22 protein-coding genes are annotated in these 19,575 nt (G+C 64.2%); 13 read left to right on the top strand and 9 right to left on the bottom strand.

Annotated elements, in window-relative coordinates:
- The first annotated feature begins 4 nt into the window (after positions 1 to 4).
- Together smpB and RRU_RS09665 are read left to right on the top strand one after the other, a co-directional pair.
- Positions 5 to 487: an SsrA-binding protein SmpB gene (gene smpB / locus RRU_RS09670; RefSeq protein ID WP_011389617.1), complete on the top strand. Its 483-nt coding sequence runs from the start codon at positions 5 to 7 to the stop codon at positions 485 to 487.
- A gap of 64 nt (positions 488 to 551) precedes the next feature.
- Positions 552 to 1,139, top strand: a complete 588-nt coding sequence (locus RRU_RS09665) for a glutathione peroxidase (RefSeq protein ID WP_011389616.1) — start codon at positions 552 to 554, stop codon at positions 1,137 to 1,139.
- Between the two features lie 76 nt (positions 1,140 to 1,215).
- On the opposite strand, the gene RRU_RS09660 is transcribed toward RRU_RS09665, so the two are convergent.
- The 4 genes from RRU_RS09660 to RRU_RS09645 form a co-directional block, all read right to left on the bottom strand.
- On the bottom strand, positions 1,216 to 1,470 hold the full coding sequence (locus RRU_RS09660) for a hypothetical protein (protein WP_237703859.1): 255 nt from the start codon (positions 1,468 to 1,470) through the stop codon (positions 1,216 to 1,218).
- A gap of 168 nt (positions 1,471 to 1,638) precedes the next feature.
- Positions 1,639 to 2,550: a hypothetical protein gene (locus RRU_RS09655; RefSeq protein ID WP_011389614.1), complete on the bottom strand. Its 912-nt coding sequence runs from the start codon at positions 2,548 to 2,550 to the stop codon at positions 1,639 to 1,641.
- A gap of 237 nt (positions 2,551 to 2,787) precedes the next feature.
- Positions 2,788 to 3,432: a uracil-DNA glycosylase gene (locus RRU_RS09650; protein ID WP_011389613.1), complete on the bottom strand. Its 645-nt coding sequence runs from the start codon at positions 3,430 to 3,432 to the stop codon at positions 2,788 to 2,790.
- A 27-nt stretch (positions 3,433 to 3,459) separates the two neighbouring features.
- Positions 3,460 to 4,104, bottom strand: a complete 645-nt coding sequence (locus RRU_RS09645) for an NYN domain-containing protein (RefSeq protein ID WP_011389612.1) — start codon at positions 4,102 to 4,104, stop codon at positions 3,460 to 3,462.
- A 144-nt stretch (positions 4,105 to 4,248) separates the two neighbouring features.
- Between RRU_RS09645 and folK the strand changes: the two genes are divergently transcribed.
- From folK to parC, 11 genes are all read left to right on the top strand, one after another.
- On the top strand, positions 4,249 to 4,734 hold the full coding sequence (folK, locus tag RRU_RS09640; protein ID WP_011389611.1) for a 2-amino-4-hydroxy-6-hydroxymethyldihydropteridine diphosphokinase: 486 nt from the start codon (positions 4,249 to 4,251) through the stop codon (positions 4,732 to 4,734).
- A 112-nt stretch (positions 4,735 to 4,846) separates the two neighbouring features.
- On the top strand, positions 4,847 to 5,263 hold the full coding sequence (gene rpoZ / locus RRU_RS09635; protein WP_011389610.1) for a DNA-directed RNA polymerase subunit omega: 417 nt from the start codon (positions 4,847 to 4,849) through the stop codon (positions 5,261 to 5,263).
- Between the two features lie 161 nt (positions 5,264 to 5,424).
- A complete protein-coding gene (locus tag RRU_RS09630; protein ID WP_193385014.1) occupies positions 5,425 to 7,566 on the top strand; it encodes a RelA/SpoT family protein in 2,142 nt (713 codons plus the stop codon).
- A 4-nt stretch (positions 7,567 to 7,570) separates the two neighbouring features.
- The gene (locus RRU_RS09625; RefSeq protein WP_011389608.1) at positions 7,571 to 8,203 is read left to right on the top strand and encodes a DUF2062 domain-containing protein; all 633 of its coding nucleotides are present in this window, start codon (positions 7,571 to 7,573) and stop codon (positions 8,201 to 8,203) included.
- Positions 8,204 to 8,232: 29 nt separating this feature from the next.
- Positions 8,233 to 8,982 carry a pyridoxine 5'-phosphate synthase gene (locus RRU_RS09620; RefSeq protein WP_011389607.1) on the top strand — a complete coding sequence of 250 codons (750 nt, stop codon included), beginning with the start codon at positions 8,233 to 8,235 and terminating at the stop codon, positions 8,980 to 8,982.
- A 133-nt stretch (positions 8,983 to 9,115) separates the two neighbouring features.
- Positions 9,116 to 9,853, top strand: a complete 738-nt coding sequence (lepB, locus tag RRU_RS09615) for a signal peptidase I (protein ID WP_011389606.1) — start codon at positions 9,116 to 9,118, stop codon at positions 9,851 to 9,853.
- A gap of 93 nt (positions 9,854 to 9,946) precedes the next feature.
- Positions 9,947 to 10,612 (top strand): ribonuclease III, encoded by a 666-nt coding sequence (gene rnc / locus RRU_RS09610; RefSeq protein ID WP_011389605.1) that lies wholly within the window; start codon positions 9,947 to 9,949, stop codon positions 10,610 to 10,612.
- A gap of 212 nt (positions 10,613 to 10,824) precedes the next feature.
- Entirely contained in the window at positions 10,825 to 11,754 is a 930-nt protein-coding gene (gene era, locus RRU_RS09605; protein ID WP_011389604.1) for a GTPase Era, read from the top strand.
- Between the two features lie 12 nt (positions 11,755 to 11,766).
- Positions 11,767 to 11,937 carry a hypothetical protein gene (locus RRU_RS19865; RefSeq protein ID WP_011389603.1) on the top strand — a complete coding sequence of 57 codons (171 nt, stop codon included), beginning with the start codon at positions 11,767 to 11,769 and terminating at the stop codon, positions 11,935 to 11,937.
- A 20-nt stretch (positions 11,938 to 11,957) separates the two neighbouring features.
- A complete protein-coding gene (recO, locus tag RRU_RS09600) occupies positions 11,958 to 12,716 on the top strand; it encodes a DNA repair protein RecO (protein WP_011389602.1) in 759 nt (252 codons plus the stop codon).
- Positions 12,717 to 12,752: 36 nt separating this feature from the next.
- Complete coding sequence (gene parC, locus RRU_RS09595) at positions 12,753 to 14,984, top strand: DNA topoisomerase IV subunit A (protein ID WP_011389601.1); 2,232 nt, start codon at positions 12,753 to 12,755, stop codon at positions 14,982 to 14,984.
- 5 nt (positions 14,985 to 14,989) lie between these two features.
- On the opposite strand, the gene RRU_RS09590 is transcribed toward parC, so the two are convergent.
- The 5 genes from RRU_RS09590 to RRU_RS09570 all read right to left on the bottom strand — a co-directional run bounded on the left by RRU_RS09590 (position 14,990) and on the right by RRU_RS09570 (position 19,556).
- Positions 14,990 to 15,892 (bottom strand): transglutaminase family protein, encoded by a 903-nt coding sequence (locus tag RRU_RS09590; RefSeq protein ID WP_011389600.1) that lies wholly within the window; start codon positions 15,890 to 15,892, stop codon positions 14,990 to 14,992.
- Positions 15,893 to 15,990: 98 nt separating this feature from the next.
- Positions 15,991 to 17,085, bottom strand: a complete 1,095-nt coding sequence (locus RRU_RS09585; protein WP_011389599.1) for a TRAP transporter substrate-binding protein — start codon at positions 17,083 to 17,085, stop codon at positions 15,991 to 15,993.
- Positions 17,086 to 17,160: 75 nt separating this feature from the next.
- Positions 17,161 to 17,901, bottom strand: a complete 741-nt coding sequence (locus tag RRU_RS09580; protein WP_011389598.1) for an arginyltransferase — start codon at positions 17,899 to 17,901, stop codon at positions 17,161 to 17,163.
- 54 nt (positions 17,902 to 17,955) lie between these two features.
- On the bottom strand, positions 17,956 to 18,477 hold the full coding sequence (locus tag RRU_RS09575) for an RDD family protein (protein WP_011389597.1): 522 nt from the start codon (positions 18,475 to 18,477) through the stop codon (positions 17,956 to 17,958).
- Entirely contained in the window at positions 18,474 to 19,556 is a 1,083-nt protein-coding gene (locus RRU_RS09570) for a flagellar motor protein MotB (protein ID WP_011389596.1), read from the bottom strand. The genes RRU_RS09575 and RRU_RS09570 overlap by 4 nt, the downstream gene beginning before the upstream one ends.
- Between the last annotated feature and the right edge of the window lie 19 nt (positions 19,557 to 19,575).

Here is a 19,575-nt window from a genome sequence, read left to right as displayed (position 1 = left end):
CGGCATGGCACGCGCTGGCAATAGCCTGATATCCCACGGACGGGTGGCGGAAAACCGCCGGGCCCGGCATGACTACTCCATCGAGGAGACGATCGAGGCCGGGCTTATCCTGGTGGGAACCGAGGTCAAGTCGCTGCGGACCGGCCGGGCCAATATCGCCGATTCCTACGCCGGGCCGAAAAGCGGCGAGCTGTATCTTTACAACGCCTATATCCCCGATTGGACCCAGGCGGTGAAGGCCTTCGCCCACGAGCCGCGCCAGCCGCGCAAGCTGCTGGTTCATCGGCGCGAGGCCCGGCGCCTGATCAGCGCCATCAACAAGGACGGCATGACCCTGGTGCCGCTCTACCTTTATTTCAACGATCGCGGTTTCGCCAAGGTTCAGCTTGGTTTGGCCAAGGGCCGCAAGGCCCATGACAAACGTCAGGCGATCAAGGAGCGCGAATGGAACCGCGACAAGGCTCGGGTGTTACGCGATAAGGGGTGATCCAAAACCGCCGCTCTCCCCTATCAAAGATCAAGTGGGACACGCGGCGCGAAGGGATCGGGTTATGGAACAGGCGAGCAAGGGATCCGGGGGTGGTGACTGGCTGATACGGGGCGTTTTTTCCCTGGGGCTGGCTCTGGCCAGCTTCGGCGGACCCGCCAGCGCCCAGGCCGCCGGCGCCCACGACTATAGCTTCCCCGCCATTGATGGCGGAACCCTGCCTTTGGCCGCCTGGGCCGGACATCCGGTTCTGGTGGTCAATACCGCCTCGGAATGCGGCTTCACCGCCCAATACGAGGGGCTCGAGGCGCTGTGGAAGGCCTATCGCGCCAAGGGCTTGATCGTGCTTGGCGTGCCCTCCAACGATTTCGGCGGCCAGGAACCGGGCTCGGCGGCCGAGATCAAGGATTTCTGCGAAAGCACCTTCGCCGTCGATTTCCCGCTGACCGACAAGACCGCGGTGAGCGGCGCCCGCGCCCATCCCTTCTATGCCTGGGCCAAGGCCAGCCGCCCCGATCTGTCGGCGCCGCGCTGGAACTTCCACAAATACCTGATCGCCCCCGACGGCTCGCTGGCCGCCTCGTTCTCGGCCCTGACCGACCCCAAAGACCGCGATCTGACCGACGCCATCGATAAGCTGCTGGAGAAATAGACCTTTGGCCTGAGTTCTGCGCGTTTTTCGGCCATGGCCGCGACAAGCCGCATTTTGAGCGCGGTTTGTTCGGTGGTCACTTCGTTAGCGTGACCAGCCCAGCGGACTCGCTTTCTTGTCTTTGCATCAAATAGAGAGCGTACAGGGCCTCGGTAACCTGCTGACGAATTCTGGGTTCGGGATCGGACCTGAAGCGTTGGATAACCGCGTCATAGGCGGCGCGTGCCTCATCGGTTTTCCCCATCCGGTCCAAGACGACCGCCTTTCCCAGCATCGCCTGGGCGAACTGGGCGCGTAACCTCGCCTCGTTATTGGCAATGGTCTCTGTCATTGGCATATCAACGCTCCGCCCTTGGTTTTCCACTTGCCGCTCTATGCTTATTGGCTCTGGATCAACGGGACCATCTTCGTGCACCGGTGAGCCTTGGTGAAGGCTTGGCATTCCCAAGTCCACTGACCACCCCAAAATAGGATCTCTATCGACGCCATCCAACGGCCATCAGCGGTTGGACAGCATGTGGATGATGATTTCGTAGGTTTTTGAGGCTTCCTCCAGGCGGTCGAGTTTTACCAAGCTCGCGGCCATATTAAGATGTGCTTGAATAAGATCTGATTTATTAAGGTTGGTCATTTGCGTGATGCGTTTAAAAAATGAAAACGCCTGACTGTAATTTTCAGAAGAAAAAGCACCGAGTCCAAGTGTCCTAAGTTCATCAAGAGAGTAATTTTCTTCATTTAAAGATTCAATATTGTAATAATCTTCTTTTATTGTAGGGTGCGCGGTCATTTCTGATTGACATATTGTTTCCGCTGAAATCTCGTTTTTGTCTGATAGGGATGGTTTTGGCGATATATCTTGTTCGACTTTATTCTTTATTTTCTCTATTGCATCAGCGTTTTCTTTCGCCCTTTCTCCCTGAGCGATCATATCTCTGATCATGGGTTCGATCGCCGATCTCAGATCGTGTTCCGTTTTCGCCAGAAGGGGGTTCGCGTTGGCCTTCAACCACTCATCGGCTTGCTCTTGGGCGTGGCGACCGGCGTTTTTATATGCGAAAAAGCCCGTAGTGGCCGCTCCCAAACAAAAGAAGGTGAGCAAGAGGCCAAGAAGCGAGAGGATCTGGTCGAGATGGGCGTTGTTGCCCTCGACCAGGGATCGATTGGCGCTGATCTGCTTATCGAAATCGTCGATGCGTTGGCTCAGGCGTTTCAACTCGCCCCGCAGGTCCAACTCCAGGCGGTCGCTGGTCAAGGCAACTTGGTCGCCGGGGCTGTTTGCCTGGGCCGGTTCTTCGGGCCTGAGAGTCGTCTCCGGGGAAGACCGGGGGGTGTCCTGCGCCCAAGTTATGGCGGCGCTCCCGATGATCGCCAGGGTAAACGCCGCCGCCCTTTTCCAGGCTTTCCCGCTCATGTCGTCCCCGATCGTCGTCACGCCTTCGCCTACCGTTTTGCAAGGTATCGCGGGGGTGGCGAGGGGAGGAGAGGGGGATTTCCTCCAGGGGTGCCTTGGCACCTTCGTCGTTCTGGAAAGAGAGATGGCCGATTTGAAGCAAATCTCCGAGCGATCTGAACCAGACCGCGACGACGATTTGCTTCAATATCCGTCTGTTAGAGCGGTGAGCGGGGACCAAGTTTCAGGCCCACCGTCCTAGCTAATCGCCTCGACCAAGCGCGTGACCGCCTCGCGGAACATCGGGTTGGTCAGGCGGCCGGTGTTCTGGTTGTAGCGCGAGCAGTGATAGCTTTCGCCCAGCAGCAGGCCGCCCGGCATCGGGTGCAGGGCGCCATGGGCGAAGGGGTGGGCCTTCAGGGGTTGGCCGAGCGTGCGCAAGATCGCCTCGTGGGCGACGCGGCCCAAAGCCAGGATGCCGCGTAGGGCCGGCATCGCGGCGATTTCCGCCGCCAGGAACGGCCGGCAGGCGACCTGTTCTGGGCCGGTCGGCTTGTTTTCAGGCGGCACGCAGCGCACGGCGTTGGTGATGCGCACGTCGATCGGCGTCAGGCCGTCATCGGCCCGGCGGTCGAAAACCCCGGTCATCAAACCAAGATCGATCAAGGTGGCATAGAGCAGGTCGCCGGCGTAATCGCCGGTGAAGGGCCGGCCGGTGCGATTGGCGCCGCGCACGCCGGGCGCCAAGCCGACCACCAGCAGGCGGGCGCCCAGCGGACCGAAGGAGGGGACCGGGGCATTCGCCCAGTCGGGAAAATCGCGGCGCAGGGCCAGCCGATAGGCGACCAGTCGCGGGCACCGGGGGCAATCGACCCCCGGCGCCTGGGGATTACACGCTGTCATTGTCGTTTAACGTCTCGAAAGCCATCCTTACTTGGGCATATACTGATCGATCTGGTCGTCCTCGTCCTCGTCGTCCTCATCGTCCTCGTCATCATCGTCATGATGGGACGCGGCGAGGGCGGAGGGCGGCGGCTCGCGGTGCAAGGGCGCCCGGGCGATGCTGGGTTCGAGATCAAGGAGTTCGATGAAGGTATCGGCCTGACGGCGCAACTCGTCGGCGACCATCGGCGGCTGCGAGCGCACGGTGCTGACCACGGTCACCCGCAGGCCCTTGCGCTGGACCGCGTCGACCAGCCGGCGGAAATCGCCATCGCCCGAAAAAAGAACGATATGGTCGAGATGGGGCGCCATTTCCATGACATCGATGGCCAATTCGATGTCCATATTGCCTTTGATCTTGCGTCGGCCGGTGGCGTCGGTGAATTCCTTGGTCGGCTTGGTGACCATGGTATAGCCGTTATAGTCCAGCCAGTCGACCAGCGGGCGGATCGGGGAATATTCCTGATCCTCCACCAGGGCGGTATAATAAAACGCCCGGATCAGCCGGCCCTTGGCGGCGAAGAGCTCAAGCAGGCGCTTATAGTCGATATCGAAACCCAGCGCCCTGGCGGCGGCGTAGAGATTCGAACCGTCGATGAACAGGCCGATTCGCTCCTGGGGATAAAAGATCATTAGATAGCCTCACACAAAAAAAGAATTATCATTATCCAGTATTGGAAAGTAGACACACCTTATAAATCAGCGGGTCCTACCGCCCAATTACGTAAGCGTTTTGTGGGCGCGCTGCAAGCACGGCCTTCCAGGAGAAATCGCTCGATGATCTATATCGCTCTCGGCGCCAATCTGGCCGGTCCGGCCGGCTCGCCCAGGGATACACTTGACGCGGCGTTGGTCGCCCTTGAGGACGCCGGAGTGGTGGTCGCCGCCCGCTCCGCCTGGTATCGGACGAGCCCGGTTCCACCGTCCGATCAGCCCGATTACGTGAACGGCGTGGCCCGTCTGGTCACCGACCTCGACCCCGTCGCCCTGCTCGGGCTGCTTCATCGCCTTGAGGATCAATTCGGGCGTCGGCGCGGCGAGATCAATGCCGCCCGCACCCTTGATCTCGATTTGCTTGATTATGACGAGCTGCGCCGGACCGGGGCGCCGCCGCTGCTGCCCCATCCGCGCATGGCCGAGCGCGGTTTCGTTTTATTCCCCTTGCGCGAGATCGCGCCCGACTGGCGCCACCCGGTTCTTGACCAACCGATCGACACCCTGATCGCCGCCCTTGCCGCCGATCAGGCGGCGGAACGTTTGTAATCGGTCGATCTGGTTGCAAACCGCCGGCCTAGTCTCTATATATGCCGGTCCCCCGGGCAGCTTTGCGCCGCCCGGACCGTCCCCCTGACCTTACGCTTTCTGGAGGGTTTGCATGGCCCGCGTTACCGTCGAGGACTGCGTCCTCAAGATCCCCAATCGGTTCGAACTGGTGCTGGTCGCCGGCCAGCGGGCGCGTGACATCTCGGCCGGATCGGCCCTGACCGTGGATCGTGACAACGATAAGAACCCGGTCGTGTCGCTGCGCGAAATCGCCGATGGCACCGTTGATATCCCCAATCTCAAGGAAGCCGTCATCCAGGGGCTGCAAAAGCACGTCGAAATCGACGAGCCCGAGGAAGACGATTTCGACGCCATGGGCCTCGATCGCGATCTGATGCCCGGGGTCGCCCTGGCCGAGGATGACGACACCCTGGAAGCCGACGGCCTGACCATTCACGATGGCGCCGATTCCGATCTCGACCTGTCCGATGACGCCGGCCAGGACACCGATGAGGCGGACGAAGACTAGGGAGGGACGGGGCAGGGACGCGTGCGGAGGAGGCGGATGATGATCGGGCGCCATGACGCCATCGGTTCCGTTTCCCTTCGTCCCCCCTTCGCCCGATCCCTGTTCGTTCTCGCGGGGCCCTGCGCACCCATCGGGCCGGGAGCGGGGCGGAGGACATGGCCATGATGCGCCAGTTCGAACTGGTCGAGCGGGTCAAGGCCTATGACCCCAACGCCAACGAGGATCTGCTCAACCGCGCCTACGTCTACGCGATGAAGATGCATGGCTCGCAATTGCGGGCCTCGGGCGATCCCTATTTTTCCCATCCCATTGATGTCGCCGGGATCCTGACCCGCTATAAGCTCGACTGCGCCTCGATCATCACGGCGCTGTTGCACGACACCATCGAGGACACCGAGGCGACGCTGGAGGATGTCCGCCAGCTTTTCGGCAATGATGTCGCCCGTCTCGTCGATGGGGTGACCAAGCTCACCCGTATCCAGATCTCCTCCGACCACGCCAAGCAGGCCGAGAATTTCCGCAAGCTGCTGCTGGCGATGAGCGAGGACATCCGCGTCCTGATGGTCAAGCTGGCCGACCGCCTGCACAACATGCGGACGCTGCATTTCATCCGCAAGCCGGAGAAGCGCGCCCGCATCGCCCTTGAGACCATGGAGATCTACGCGCCGCTCGCCGAACGCATCGGCATGGCCGAGATCAAGGAGGAACTCGAGGATCTGGCCTTCCGCGAGCTCTATCCCGACGCCAAGGAAGGCATCGAGGCGCGGCTGACCTTTCTGCGCGAGCAGGGCGGCACCCTGGTGCCCAAGGTCATCGATCAGCTCAAGGCCGCTTTGGCCGAGCACGGACTGACCGCCGAGATCACCGGGCGCGAAAAGACGCCCTATTCGATCTGGCAGAAGATGAAGCGCAAGAACATCTCGTTCGAGCAGCTGTCCGACATCATGGCCTTCCGCATCACCGTTGAAAACCTTGAGCAATGCTATCAGGCGCTGGGCATCATCCACGCCTCCTATCCGATGATCCCCGACCGCTTCAAGGACTATATCTCGACGCCCAAGCGCAACGGCTATCAGTCGATCCATACGGCGGTCATCGGGCCCGAACGCCTGCGCATCGAAATCCAGATCCGCACCGCCGAGATGCATTCGGTGGCCGAACTCGGCGTGGCCGCCCATTGGTCCTATAAGCAGGGCTCGCCGGTCATGGATGGCCGGCAATATCGCTGGATCCGCGAGTTGCTCGAAATTCTCGAGCATACCTCCAGTCCCGAGGAATTCCTTGAGCATACCAAGCTCGAGATGTTCAGCGATCAGGTGTTCTGCTTCACCCCCAAGGGTGATCTGATCGGCCTGCCGAGCGGGGCGACGCCGGTCGATTTCGCCTATGCGGTCCATACCCAGGTCGGCGACCGCTGCGTCTCGGCCAAGGTCAATGGCCGGCTGGTGCCCCTGCGCACGCCCCTGCACAACGGCGATCAGGTGGAGATCGCCACCTCGAAGGCGCAGACGCCCTCGCCCGAATGGGAACGCTTCGTCGTTACCGGCAAGGCGCGGGCCCAGATCCGCAAATTCGTGCGCTCGCAGCGCCGCGACCAATATCTGATCCTCGGGCGCCAGTTGCTCGAACGGGCCTTCAAGGCCGAAAACTACGAGATGACGGAAAAGGGCCTCGACGGAGTCCTCAAGAAATTCCGCGCCGATAGCGTCGAAGATCTGATCGTCGATGTCGGCGAGGGCCAGTTGCCGGCCCGCGAGGTCGTGCAGGCGGTCTATCCCGGCCTCAAGATGGTTCCCAAGCTGGCCGCCGTCGTCACCCTGGGGCGGACCAAGAAGCCGCGGGCCAGCGACGACCACAGCTTCAAGATCAAGGGGATGATCCCCGGCATGGCGTTACATTTCGCCAAATGCTGTCACTCGCTGCCCGGGGACCGCATCGTCGGCATCGTCACCACCGGCAAGGGCATCACCATTCACACCATCGATTGCGACCAGCTCGAGCAGTTTTCCGACGAGCCCGAGCGCTGGCTTGATCTGGCCTGGGATGCCGAGGCCGATAGCCAGGTTCACGTCGGCCGGGTCAATGTGGTGGTCGCCAATGAACCGGGCAGTCTTGGCGCCCTGACCACGGTGATTGCCAAGAACCTGGGGAATATCACCAATCTCAAGATCACCAATCGGCAGCAGGATTTCTTCGACATGATCGTCGATGTCGAGGTCAAGGATGTCCGTCACCTGACCAACATCATCGCCGCCCTGCGCGCCACATCCGCCATCAATTACGTCGAGCGCGCGAGGCACTAAGGCCATGCTGTTCAACAGGCGCGTCAAGCCCTCCCTCGGCGCCCGGATCAAGGCGTTCTTCCTGCCCCGCACCGGCTGGAAGCGGTCGGCGCGCTATATCGGCCACCGGGTCGCCCGGCTGCCCGGCACCCCGGCGTCGATCGCCACCGGCTTTGCCTGCGGCGCCGCCTCGGCGATGACGCCCCTGATGGGAATCCATATCGTTTTCGCCGCCCTGATATCGTGGATGCTGGGCGGTAATATGATCGCCTCGGCCATCGGCACGGCGATCGGCAATCCCTGGACCTTCCCGGTGATCTGGGTCGGCACCTATGAATTGGGATCGATGATCCTGGGCAGTCAGGCGCAGGGCGAGGCGGTGAACTTCGCCTTGCTGTTTGGTCACATGGTCCGGGCGCTGGTCCATCTCGATGGCGCCGCCTTCATGGCCGATGTGATGCCGGTGCTGCTGCCGATGCTGGTCGGTTCGCTTCCTTTGGCCATTCTCGCCTGGATCATCACCTATTGGCCGGTCAAGCGCGCGGTGGCGGGATACCAGCATGCCCGCGTTCTGCGCCGCCATCGCAAGGCGCGGATCCGCGAGGAGAAGTTGGCCGCCGCCGAAGGCGGCGTGCCGCTGTCGCGACAGCAACCCTGATCCCCCTTGGGCCCCTTAAGGAGAGAACGATGAGCCGGGTGTTGAGGCTGGGTGTGAACATCGACCATGTGGCGACGATTCGCAACGCCAGGGGCGGGGACCATCCCGACCCGCTGCGCGCGGCCAAGATCGCAGCAGAGGCCGGGGCCGATGGCATCACCGCCCATCTGCGCGAGGATCGCCGCCATATCGGCGATCGCGATATCGCCCGCCTGCGTGACGAGATCGATCTGCCGCTGAACCTGGAAATGGCCGCGACCGCCGAGATGCTGGCCATCGCCCTGCGCCATCGCCCCCATGCCGCCTGCATCGTGCCCGAAAAGCGCGAGGAGCGGACGACCGAGGGCGGGCTGGACGTTGTTGGCGGGGCCGTCCATCTGGCGCCGATCATCACAGCCCTGGGCGAGGCCGGGGTGCGGGTGTCGCTGTTTATCGAACCCGATCTCCGCCAGCTCGACGCCGCCCGCGCCTTGGGCGCTCCGGTGGTGGAACTCCATACCGGCGCCTATTGCGACGCCGCCGCCGGTCCGGCGCGCGAGGCCCAGTTCCTGCGCATCGACAAGGCGGCCCGCCATGCCCAGGCCCTGGGGCTGGAATGCCATGCCGGCCACGGTCTGACCTATGACACGGTCGAGCCGGTGGCGGCGCTGCCCGCCATCGCCGAGCTCAATATCGGCCATTTCCTGATCGGCGAGGCGATCTTCGTCGGCTTGCATCAGGCGATCGCCCGCATGCGCGCCCATATGGACGCGGCGCTGCGCGGCGGGGTGGCGGCGTAAGCGGCGCGCTCCGCTGGCGGGGGGACCCCATGCCAGCCTTGACATTGGCCGGGCGCGGGGGCTTCATCTGGCGGCCGGACTCCGTCGAGGAGGCCGCGTTCAGCTTTATCCAATTGGTCCGAAAGATTTCCTCATGAGCAGAAAAAAGGGCGGGGGCCTGGGCGAGACGATCAAAACGGTCGTCTATGCCTTTCTGATCGCCATCGTCATCAGAACATTCGCCTACGAACCCTTTCGCATTCCCTCGGGGTCGATGATTCCGACCCTGCTGGTGGGCGATTATCTGTTCGTGTCGAAATTCTCCTATGGCTATTCGCGCTTTTCCTTCCCGATGGGGATCATTCCCTTTAGCGGGCGGGTGTTGGGCGATGTGCCCAAGCGCGGCGATGTCGTGGTCTTCAAGGAGCCCAACGATACCTCTGTCGATTTCATCAAGCGGGTGGTCGGACTGCCCGGTGATCGGATCCAGGTGATCGACGGCATCTTGAACGTCAACGGCGAGCCGGTGCGCCGCGAGCGGACCGAGGACTTTGTCCAGCGCGAAGCCGGCGGCAGCGTGCTGCGCCTGACCCAATATCAGGAAACCTTGCCCAACGGCGTGGTCCACCCCATTCTCGAGATCCATGGCGATACCTATTTTCTCGATAACACCCGCGAGTTCCGGGTGCCCGAGGGCCATTATTTCATGATGGGCGACAACCGCGACAGCAGCCAGGACAGCCGGGCGACGGTGGGCTTCGTGCCGGCCGAGAATCTGGTTGGACGGGCCGAGTTCGTGTTCTTCTCGCACGATGGATCGGCGGCGATCTGGCAGGTCTGGAAATGGCCCTTCGCCATTCGCTGGGACCGCTTCTTCCATTCGATCGATTAAGGACGCCTGCGTGGTGGGATGGTTTGTTTTGTTGACGGGACGGCGTAAGGCCTGTCCCGTCTTTTGTCGGTTTTTCCGGGTTTTGGAGGGTCCATGGCCCGCGACCTGAACGCTCTTCAGATCGCCCTGGATCATCGGTTCACCGACCCCGCCTTGTTGGCGCGCGCCCTGACCCACCGTTCGCGCGAGGGCAGGCCGAGCTACGAGCGCCTGGAGTTTCTGGGCGACCGGGTGTTGGGGCTGGTGGTCGCCGAGATGCTGTACGCCCGCTTCCCGACCGAGGACGAGGGCGCCTTGGCGCGCCGTCACGCCAGTCTGGTTCGCCAAGACACGGTGGCCCGTGTCGCCCAGAGCGTTGGCCTGGGCGAGTTGATGGAGCTGTCGCGGGGCGAAGAGGAATTGGGCGGGCAGTTCAATCCCTCGCTGCTCTGCGATGTCTGCGAAGCGGTGCTGGGCGCGCTCCATCTCGATGGCGGCTACGCCAAGGCCCAGCGCTTCGTCGAAGCGCGCTGGGCGCCCTTGATGGCCGAAGACCTGACCCCGCCCAAGGACGCCAAGACGGCCTTGCAGGAATGGGCCCAGGGACGGGGCCTGCCGCTGCCCACCTATGCGGTGGAAGGGCGGGACGGTCCGCCCCACAAGCCGATGTTCACGGTGAGCGTGACGGTCAAGGATAACGGCTCGGAAAGCGCCCTGGGGGCCTCCAAGCGGCTGGCCGAACAGGCCGCCGCCCAAAGGCTTCTTGATCGTCTGGCCTGATCAGGACCGACAGGGGTGTGAAAGCCGCGTTCGATGATCCCCATTGGACGCGGTTTGATTTAGATTGAACGGGAGACCGAGCGGTGATCGGCCCGCGGTCCGGGCGGATCGCCGTCTTCGGGGGCCATCGCGCTATCGCCGGGCCGCTAAAGCCTGAAAGGGATGGGCGAATCGCGCCGAACCCGCGCCAAGCCAAGAGAAAAAAAGACGACATGACCGATTTGGATTGCCCTTCCCCCGCCGACTCTGCTCCGCCGCGCTGCGGCTTCGTCGCCGTCATCGGCGCCCCCAACGCCGGCAAGAGCACTTTGGTGAACCGACTGGTCGGTTCCAAGGTGACCATCGTTTCGCCCAAGGTGCAGACGACGCGCTCGCGGGTGCGCGGCATCGCCATGGTTGGCGAAGCCCAGGTGGTGTTCGTCGATACCCCGGGAATCTTCCAGCCGCGCAAGCGCTTCGATCGCGCCATGGTCGCCGCCGCCTGGGAAGGCGCCCTGGAAGCCGATCTGGTGTTGCTGGTGATCGATGCCCATAAGGGCATCACGGCCGAGGTCGAAGAGATCCTGACCAAGCTGAAAGCCACCGGCCGCCGGGCCCTTCTGGCGCTCAACAAGGTCGATGCCCTGGAACGCTCGCGCCTGCTTGAAATGGCCTCGCGCCTGGATGCGGCTTTGCCCTTTGAAAAAGTCTTCATGATTTCGGCGCTGACCGGCAGCGGCTGCGACGACGTGTTGGCATGGTTGGCCGAGCGGGTGCCCGCCGGCCCGTGGATGTTCCCCGAGGACGAGGTCTCCGATCTGCCCCAGCGTTTGCTGGCCGCCGAGATCACCCGCGAAAAGGTCTTCTTGCAGTTGCACGAGGAACTGCCCTATGCCGCCGCGGTGGTGACCGAATCCTGGCGCGAGCGCGCCGATGGTTCGGTGCGCATCGACCAGACGGTGCTGGTGCAGCGCGAAAGCCAGCGGGCGATTTTCCTCGGCAAGGGCGGCGCGCGGATCAAGGCCCTGGGCAGGGCCGCCCGCGTGGAGCTTTCCGAGATTTTGGAACGCCCGGTGCATCTGTTCCTTCACGTCAAGGTCAACGACCGGCTGTGGGACGATCGCGACCAGTATTCCGAATGGGGACTTGATTTCGATGTCTGAGCGGGGCGCGCGGTGAGCGGCGGCCTTAATCCCCTGGGGCTGGTTTTGCTGACGGCCGGAGTGGCGCAGTTCCTGGTGCTGGGCGGCCGCGCCCAAAGCCGTCTGCCGCGCTGGCTGGTGGCGCTCCTGGTCTTTTGCGGCATCCTCTGCCTGATGGCCGGGGTGGCGGTGCTGCTGGTCTAGCTGGAAAAGGTCGCCGTCGGGTGATCGAATGGAGCGATCGGGGAATCGTGCTGGCCGCCCGGCCCCATGGCGAGGATGGGGTGATCGTCAGCCTGCTGAGCGCCGGCCATGGGCGCCATTCCGGCATCGTCCGCGGCGGACGCGGCAAGCGGCTGCGCGCCGCCCTTCAGCCGGGATCCCTGGTTCAGGCCACGTGGAAGGCCCGCCTGGAAGATCATCTGGGCAGCCTTGTCGTCGAGCTTCTGGCCGGGGTGGCCGGGGGATTGCTGGATGATCGCGACCGGCTGGCCGCCCTGGCGGCGGCCTGTGCCCTGGCCGAAACGGTCTTGCCCGAACGCGCCCCCCAGGCCGATGTCTATGACGCGACCCTGGCGCTGCTCGACGCCCTGGCCGAGGGCGGGGAGGGCACCCCCCTGGTCTGGGCGGGGGCCTTCGTGCGCTGGGAAATCGGGCTGCTCGCCGCTTTGGGCTTCGGGCTTGACCTGTCATGCTGCGCCGTGAGCGGGGAGTGCGGCGATCTCGCCTATGTCTCGCCGCGCAGCGGCCGGGCGGTCGGGCGGGAGGCGGGCGCGCCGTGGCAGGCGCGGCTGCTTGCCCTGCCGGCCTTTCTGCTGTCGCCCGCCGAGGTTCCGGCGAACGCCCAGGCGGTTGGTGACGGCCTGCGCCTTAGCGGCTATTTCCTGGAGGGGCATGTTCTGGCGCCCCAGGGGCGGGGATTGCCCGCCAGCCGGCAGAGGTTTGTCGAACGGTTGCGCCGGTGGTCAGCGGCGGACCGGTGATGTCTATGGTGCGTTGAGAAAGAGGATCCGATCCCGATGAGCAAAGGCCCCGTTCCCGAACCCCTGGAGATCCGCGAAACGCCGCTGAGCGAAGCGCTCTCCGAGCGGTATCTGGCCTATGCGCTGTCGACCATCGTGTCGCGGTCGCTGCCCGATGTCCGCGATGGGTTGAAGCCGGTTCATCGGCGGCTGCTTTATGCCATGCGCATGCTCAAGCTCGATCCCGGCTCGGGGTTCAAGAAATGCGCCCGCGTCGTGGGCGATGTGATCGGCAAGTATCACCCCCACGGCGACGCCGCCGTCTATGAGGCGATGGTTCGCCTTGCCCAGGAATTCGCCGTGCGGTATCCGCTGGTCGAAGGCCAGGGCAATTTCGGCAATATCGACGGCGATAACGCCGCCGCCATGCGCTATACGGAAGCCCGGCTGACCGCCGTCGCCAGCGCCCTGATGGAGGGGCTGGACGACGACGCCGTCGATTTCCGCCCGACCTATGATGGCGAGGATCACGAGCCGGTGGTGATGCCCGCCGCCTTCCCCAATCTTCTGGCCAATGGCTCCTCGGGCATCGCCGTCGGCATGGCGACCAATATCCCCCCCCATAACGTCGGCGAGTTGTGCGAGGCGCTGCTGCATCTGATCAAGGTGCCGGCCTGTCCGCCCGAAGCCCTGCTGAGCTTCGTCAAAGGCCCCGATTTTCCCACCGGCGGCGTGCTGGCCGAGCATCCCCAGGCCATCGCCGAGGCCTATCGCACCGGCCGCGGCGCCATGCGGCTGCGCGCGCGCTGGGAAAAGGAAAATCTGAGCCACGGCCTCTATCAGATTGTTATCACCGAGATTCCCTATCAGATTCAGAAGGCCAAGCTGGTCGAGCGCATCGCCGAGCTGATCAACGGCCGCAAGCTGCCGATCCTTGCCGATGTCCGCGATGAATCCGCCGATGACCTGCGTCTGGTGCTCGAACCGCGCAACCGCACCGTCGATGCCGAGACCCTGATGGAGCAGCTGTTCCGGCTGACCGATCTGGAGATCCGCTTCAATCTGAACATGAACGTGCTTGATGGCGACGGCGTGCCCAAGGTGCTGGGCTTGAAGGAGGCGCTGGTCGCCTTTCTTGATCACCGGCTGGTGGTGCTTGGCCGGCGCTCGCGCCATCGCCTGGGCAAGATCGAACACCGCCTGGAGGTGCTGGCCGGCACCTTGATCGCCTATCTCAACCTTGACGAGGTGATCCGCATCATCCGCGAGGAGGACGAACCCAAGCCGGCGCTGATGGCGGCCTTTGGCCTGAGCGATGTGCAAACCGAGGCCATCCTCAATATGCGGCTGCGCTCCTTGCGCCGGCTTGAGGAGATGGAGATCCGCCGCGAGCATGACGCGCTGTCGGCCGAGAAGGCCGGGCTGGAGGCCCTGCTCGCCGACGAGGGGCTGTGCTGGAAGGTGATCGCCAAGCAGATCCGCGAGACCCGCAAGACCTTTGGCGGCGATACCGCCCTGGGGCGGCGGCGCACCGAACTGGGCAGCGCGCCGACGGCGGTGATCGTGCCGATCGAGGCGCTGGTCGAGCGCGAGCCGATCACCGTCTTGCTGTCGGAGCGCGGCTGGCTGCGCGCCGTCAAGGGCCATCAGGAGCCGGGCGAGGAGAACAAGTTCAAAGAGGGCGACGCCCTGCTGCTGGCGCTCCACGCCCAGACCACCGACAAGCTGCTGATCCTCGACAGTACCGGACGCTTCTTTACCCTGCCCGCCGATAAGCTGGCGCGCGGTCGCGGCTTTGGCGAACCGGTGCGGCTGATGCTCGATCTGCCCAATGACGCCGATATCGTCAGCCTGCTGGTCCACGATCCGGCGCGCCGCCTGATCCTGGCGGCCAGCGGCGGCCGGGGTTTCGTCGTCGAGGAAAAGGACGTCCTGGCCCAGACCCGGGCCGGCAAGCAGGTGATGACCGTCGACGCCGGCGAGCGCGCCCTGCTGTGCCGCGAGGTGCGCGGCGACCATGTGGCGGTGATCGGCCAGAACCGTAAGCTGCTGGTCTTCCCCTTGACCCAGGTGCCGGTGCTGGCGCGCGGCAAGGGCGTCATCTTGCAGCGCTATAAGGATGGCGGCATCGCCGATATCAAGACCTTCGCCATCGCCGATGGCCTGACCTGGAAATCGGGCGAGCGGACGCGCACCGAAAGCGACCTGACCGCCTGGTTGGGCGACCGGGCCGGCCTGGGACGACTGCCGCCCCAGGGCTTCCCGCGCACCAACAGCTTCGGGCCATAAGGTGTTTAGGCGACTTGAATGTTCTGGTCCTGGCGGTGGAGGGTCACTTCGACCTCCATCGACAAGAAGGCGTTGCCCGGACCGGCGAAGCTGCCGGTGATCGGCACGGCTTGCGAGGGATCGCGGGTGACGGCCACCCGGATGAGGTTTTCGCCGCCGACCAGGGCGTTGGTCGGATCGAATTCCACCCAGCCGGCGCCGGGCAGATAGACCTGAAGCCACGCGTGGGTGGCGCCCGCGCCGACGGTGCCGCTGGCGTTCCGGCCGTCAAGGGCCGGATCATACAGATAGCCGCTGACGAAGCGGGCGGCCAACCCCAGCGAGCGCACCGCCTCCATCATCAGCAAGGCGAAGTCGCGACAACTGCCGCTGCCGCGCTCCAGGGTTTCCAGCGGCGTCTGGGTGCCTTCGGTATCGCGGGCGGCATAGCTGAACTCGGCCGAAATCGCCCGGTTCATCGCGCTCAGCATCTCCAGGGTGGCGGTTTCCCCCGGTTCGTCAAGGAAGCGCCGGGCCCAGGCGTCAAGCCGGTGGTCGGGATCGGGATAATGGCGCTCGTTGGTTCGCCCGAGATCGGCGACCAGATCGGCGTCATAGGTGAAGGGGAAGGTCTCGGCGTAAGCGGCGATCGGATAGGTTGGTTCGGACAGGCCGAAGTGGTCGAGCAGGATCTTGCTCTCGAAGCGCAGAAAATCGGTGCTGGCGCCTTGGAAGTCGGCGATGGTGATCGAATTGCCAAACACGTCGTGCATCCAGCGCACCTCGGCGACCGGGCTCAAGACCAGCGTGGCCTCGACGATATGCAGGTCGTGGCTATCGCGCGGGCGGAACATCATCTTGTGTTCGCCAAGCGTGACCGGCGCGCCGTAGCGGTAGGTGGTGACGTGGGTAAGGGCGATGCGCGTCATGATGGGGGCCATCCCTTTGGAAAACCGCTTCGGGACCGATCCAACGTCCGGGCCTGCCAGTCGATCCGCCCAACGCCCGGATGGCGGCGAATTAGCCCTTAATACTCGAACGGCAGTGACCGGGCGTTCCAGAAAGCCTGATCGGAGAGCTGGGCCCAGGTCAGGGCCTTGCGGCGGAAGGCGGTGTAATGGTCGTAGATCCGTCGGGTTTCCGGGGAATCCGCCGCCGCCGCCCGCACGACCCGACCCGCCGTCTTGCCCAGTTCCAGCAGAACCTGGGTGGGGAAGGCGCGCAGTTGCACCCCGTGATTGGTCACCAGGGTATGCAGGGCGTCGCCGTTGCGGGCGTTGTATTCGGCCAAGCTAAAGGCGTGTTCGGCGCCGCAGGCGGCCTCGATGATCGCCCGCTCCTGGTCGGACAAGCCGCGCCAGACCCCGAGATTGATGCCGACGGCCAGCGAGGTTCCGGGTTCGTGGAAGCCCGGATAGTAGTAGTAGCGGGCGACCTTTTGCAGATCGAGCGCCAGATCGCTCCACGGGCCGATCCATTCCGCCGCGTCGATGGCACCATCGCGGAGCGCGTCGTGGATCTGGCTGCCGGGCAGCGCTACGGGCACGGCGCCAACCTCTTTGAGGATGCGCGCGCCCAGGCCGGGAATGCGCATGCGCAGGCCCTTGAAATCCTCGACCCGTTTGATTTCCTTGTTGAACCATCCGCCCATCTGCACCCCGGTCGCCGAGGCGAGCATCGGCTTGATGCCGTAAGGGGCCGACAAGGCGTCCCACAGCGCCTGGGCTCCGCCATGGTGGATCCAGGCGCTGGTTTCGATCGCCGTCAGGCCGAAGGGAACGGCGCAAAAGAAGTTGAAGGCGCTGGAGCGGCTTTCCCAATAGGTTTCGGCGCCGTGGTAGAGATCGGCCGTGCCATTGGCCACGGCCTCGAAGGCCTCGAAGGCGGGAACCAGTTCGCCGGCGGCATAGACGGTGATCGACAAGCGCCCCCCACTCATCGTGCGAACCCGGGCGGCCAGCCGGCTGGCGCTTTCGCCCAGGCCGACATAATCCTTGGGCCAGGTCGTGACCATTGTCAGGGTTTTGGCGCCGTTGGCCAGGGCCGGGCGGGAAAGGCCGTCTAAGGATAGTCCTCCCGTCGCGGCGGCGGCGGAAGCCGAAAGGAACTCTCGTCGATCCATGAAACACTCTTTCGCTGCGCTGCCGGAAAAGGGGTATCGACAATCACCCAAGGATCAGCCGGCGCGCCCGAAGGATCAGCCCGGGCGGCCGCGTTCGTCAAAGGCGATCCAGCCGCGCCGACCGAAGACCTCAAGGGGCTGAAAGCGCTCTTTGTAGGCCATCTTCGAGCTTTCAGCGATCCAGTAGCCGAGATAAACGTGGTCGAGGTCGCGGCGCACGGTTTCGTCCACCATCCACAAGATCATCCAGGTGCCAAGACCCCGGCTTTGGGGCAGGGTGGTATTGAAGAACGAATAGACCGCCGACAGGCCGTCGCTGAGATGGTCGATCAGGCAGGCGGCGACCAATTCGCCCCCGGCCTCGCGGAATTCGGCGATCGAGGTCGAGATCGGGCTGTCTTCGACCATCGAGCGGTAATCGAAAAACCCCATCAGCGCCATATCGCTTTCGCCATGGCGGGCCTGCTGGTACTGCGAGAAAAGATGGAACTGCTCGACCGTGGCCCGGGCCGGCACGTATTCCGCCGTCACCCCGGCATTGGCGCGGACGATGCGGCGGAAGGATTTGTTTTTCACGAAGGCGCGGGCGCGGATGCGGACAGGGACGCAGGCCGTGCAGCCCGGGCAGACCGGGGCATAGGCGATGGTGTGGCTGCGCCGAAACCCGGCGCGCGACAGGCTTTCGTGAAGCCGTTCGGCTTCCGGGCCGGTCAGATCGGTCACCATCTTGCGTTCCAGATGCCCTTCCAAGTACGGGCAAGGCATCGGGGCGGTGGTGAAGAAGAAATGGGGCCGATTGATGGGTCCCTGGTCCATAGGGCACAACTCTTCTACAGCGCGGCGTGTTTCAACAACCGCCAGATCACGAGTCTACGCGTCCTTGTCCCCTGTGAAAAGAATATCCTCCGCCGACGTCCCTCGATCGAAAACCAGAGGGGAGCGGCCGGTGCGGTTGACAACCACGGTTCCGGCCAGAAAATCGTGGAGACAGCGGCGTTGGCGGTTGGTCAGGGCGACCAGGGTGATCACCCAGCCGGTTATGCTGCCCAGGGTATAAAAGGTGATGGCGTTGATCGCCGCCTGCCCCAGGCTGGGGCGACCGCCGCTGATCGAGCGCACCGAGAGATCCATCATGCGCTGGCCGAAGGTGGCCGACCACGGGCCGGCGATCAGCAGGCTGTGATAGGCGACGGGCACCAGGGCCAGGATGATGGCGACCAGCGGCGACAAGATCCCCAACGACAGCAGCGAGGCCAGCGACAAGACCAGCAGCACCGGCAGATAGAGCAGGGCGATGCACAGCACATCGATAAAGAAGGCGATGACGCGTTTGACCATCACGCCATCGGCATCGGCCGCGTCGGCGTCCAAGGGGGCGGGGGGCGGCCTCATCGCGGGGCCGCTCCGGGACCGCCGTCGGCGGGCGCCAGGATGCTGGGCGGCTTGGGGCCGCTCAGCGGGTCGGCGGGCGCCGCCCCGCCATTACCGCCGCCGGCCGCCCCTTCGGCATAGAGCGAGCGATCGCGCAGCAAGGTGATGGCGATCCGGCGGTTGCTGGGGGCCTTGGGGTCGTCGGCGAGCAGGGGTTCGGTTTCGGCCTTGCCGACCACCCGGTCGACGCGGTCCTCTTTCAGGCCATTGGCCAGCAACACGCGGCGGCTGGCCAGGGCGCGGTCGGCCGACAGCTCCCAATTGCCATAGCCCGAGGGGTCGCTATAGGGGGGGGCGTCGGTATGGCCCGAGATCGAGATCTTATTGGGAACGTCGGCCACCGCCTTGGCCACCAAAGCCAGCAGATCGCGGGTATGGGGCAGCAGGGCGCTTGAGCCGGTGGGGAACATCGACAGCCCCTCGCGGTCGATCAACTGGATGCGCAGACCCTCGGGCGTGTTGTCGATCAGCAAGCTGTTCGACAGCGCCTGGAGCGAGGGGACGGCCTGGATGGCCTGACGCAGCTCGGTGGCGGTCTTGTTGAATTCCTCTTGCTGGCGCTTTTCCTCGGCGGCGGCCAACTGCTTGTCGGTCGGTTCGACCCCAAGCTTGCCCAGCCCCTCCAGATCGCCCGCCGAGGCCCCCTTGCCTTCGCCCTTGCCGGCGTCGTCATCGCTGTCGCTGGCATCGACGCCCTCGTTGGCGTCGCTGAAATCCTGACCGCCGGCGCCGATGGTCGGCGGCGGCAGGGTCAACTGCACGGCCGGTGACGAGGAATTGGACTGGCTCGCCCCTTCGCCCAGCACCTGACCGCCAAGAACGCCGCCGGCGCCGCTTGGGCTTTGCGAGACCGCCGTCGGGGCGAAATAATTGGAGATGCCGACCAGTTGCTCCTCGGTGACCGAATTGAGCAACCAGAGCAGCAGGAAGAAGGCCATCATCGCCGTCACGAAGTCGGCATAGGCCAGCTTCCAGGCGCCGCCATGATGGGCGTGACCGCCCTTTTTGATCCGCTTGATGATGATCGGTTGGTCGGCCACCGGCGCCTCGTTTCTTGGG

It is taken from the genome of Rhodospirillum rubrum ATCC 11170, assembly GCF_000013085.1.
In the GTDB taxonomy this organism is placed as follows: Bacteria; Pseudomonadota; Alphaproteobacteria; order Rhodospirillales; family Rhodospirillaceae; genus Rhodospirillum; species Rhodospirillum rubrum.
This window is presented reverse-complemented; position numbering and strand designations above follow the sequence as displayed.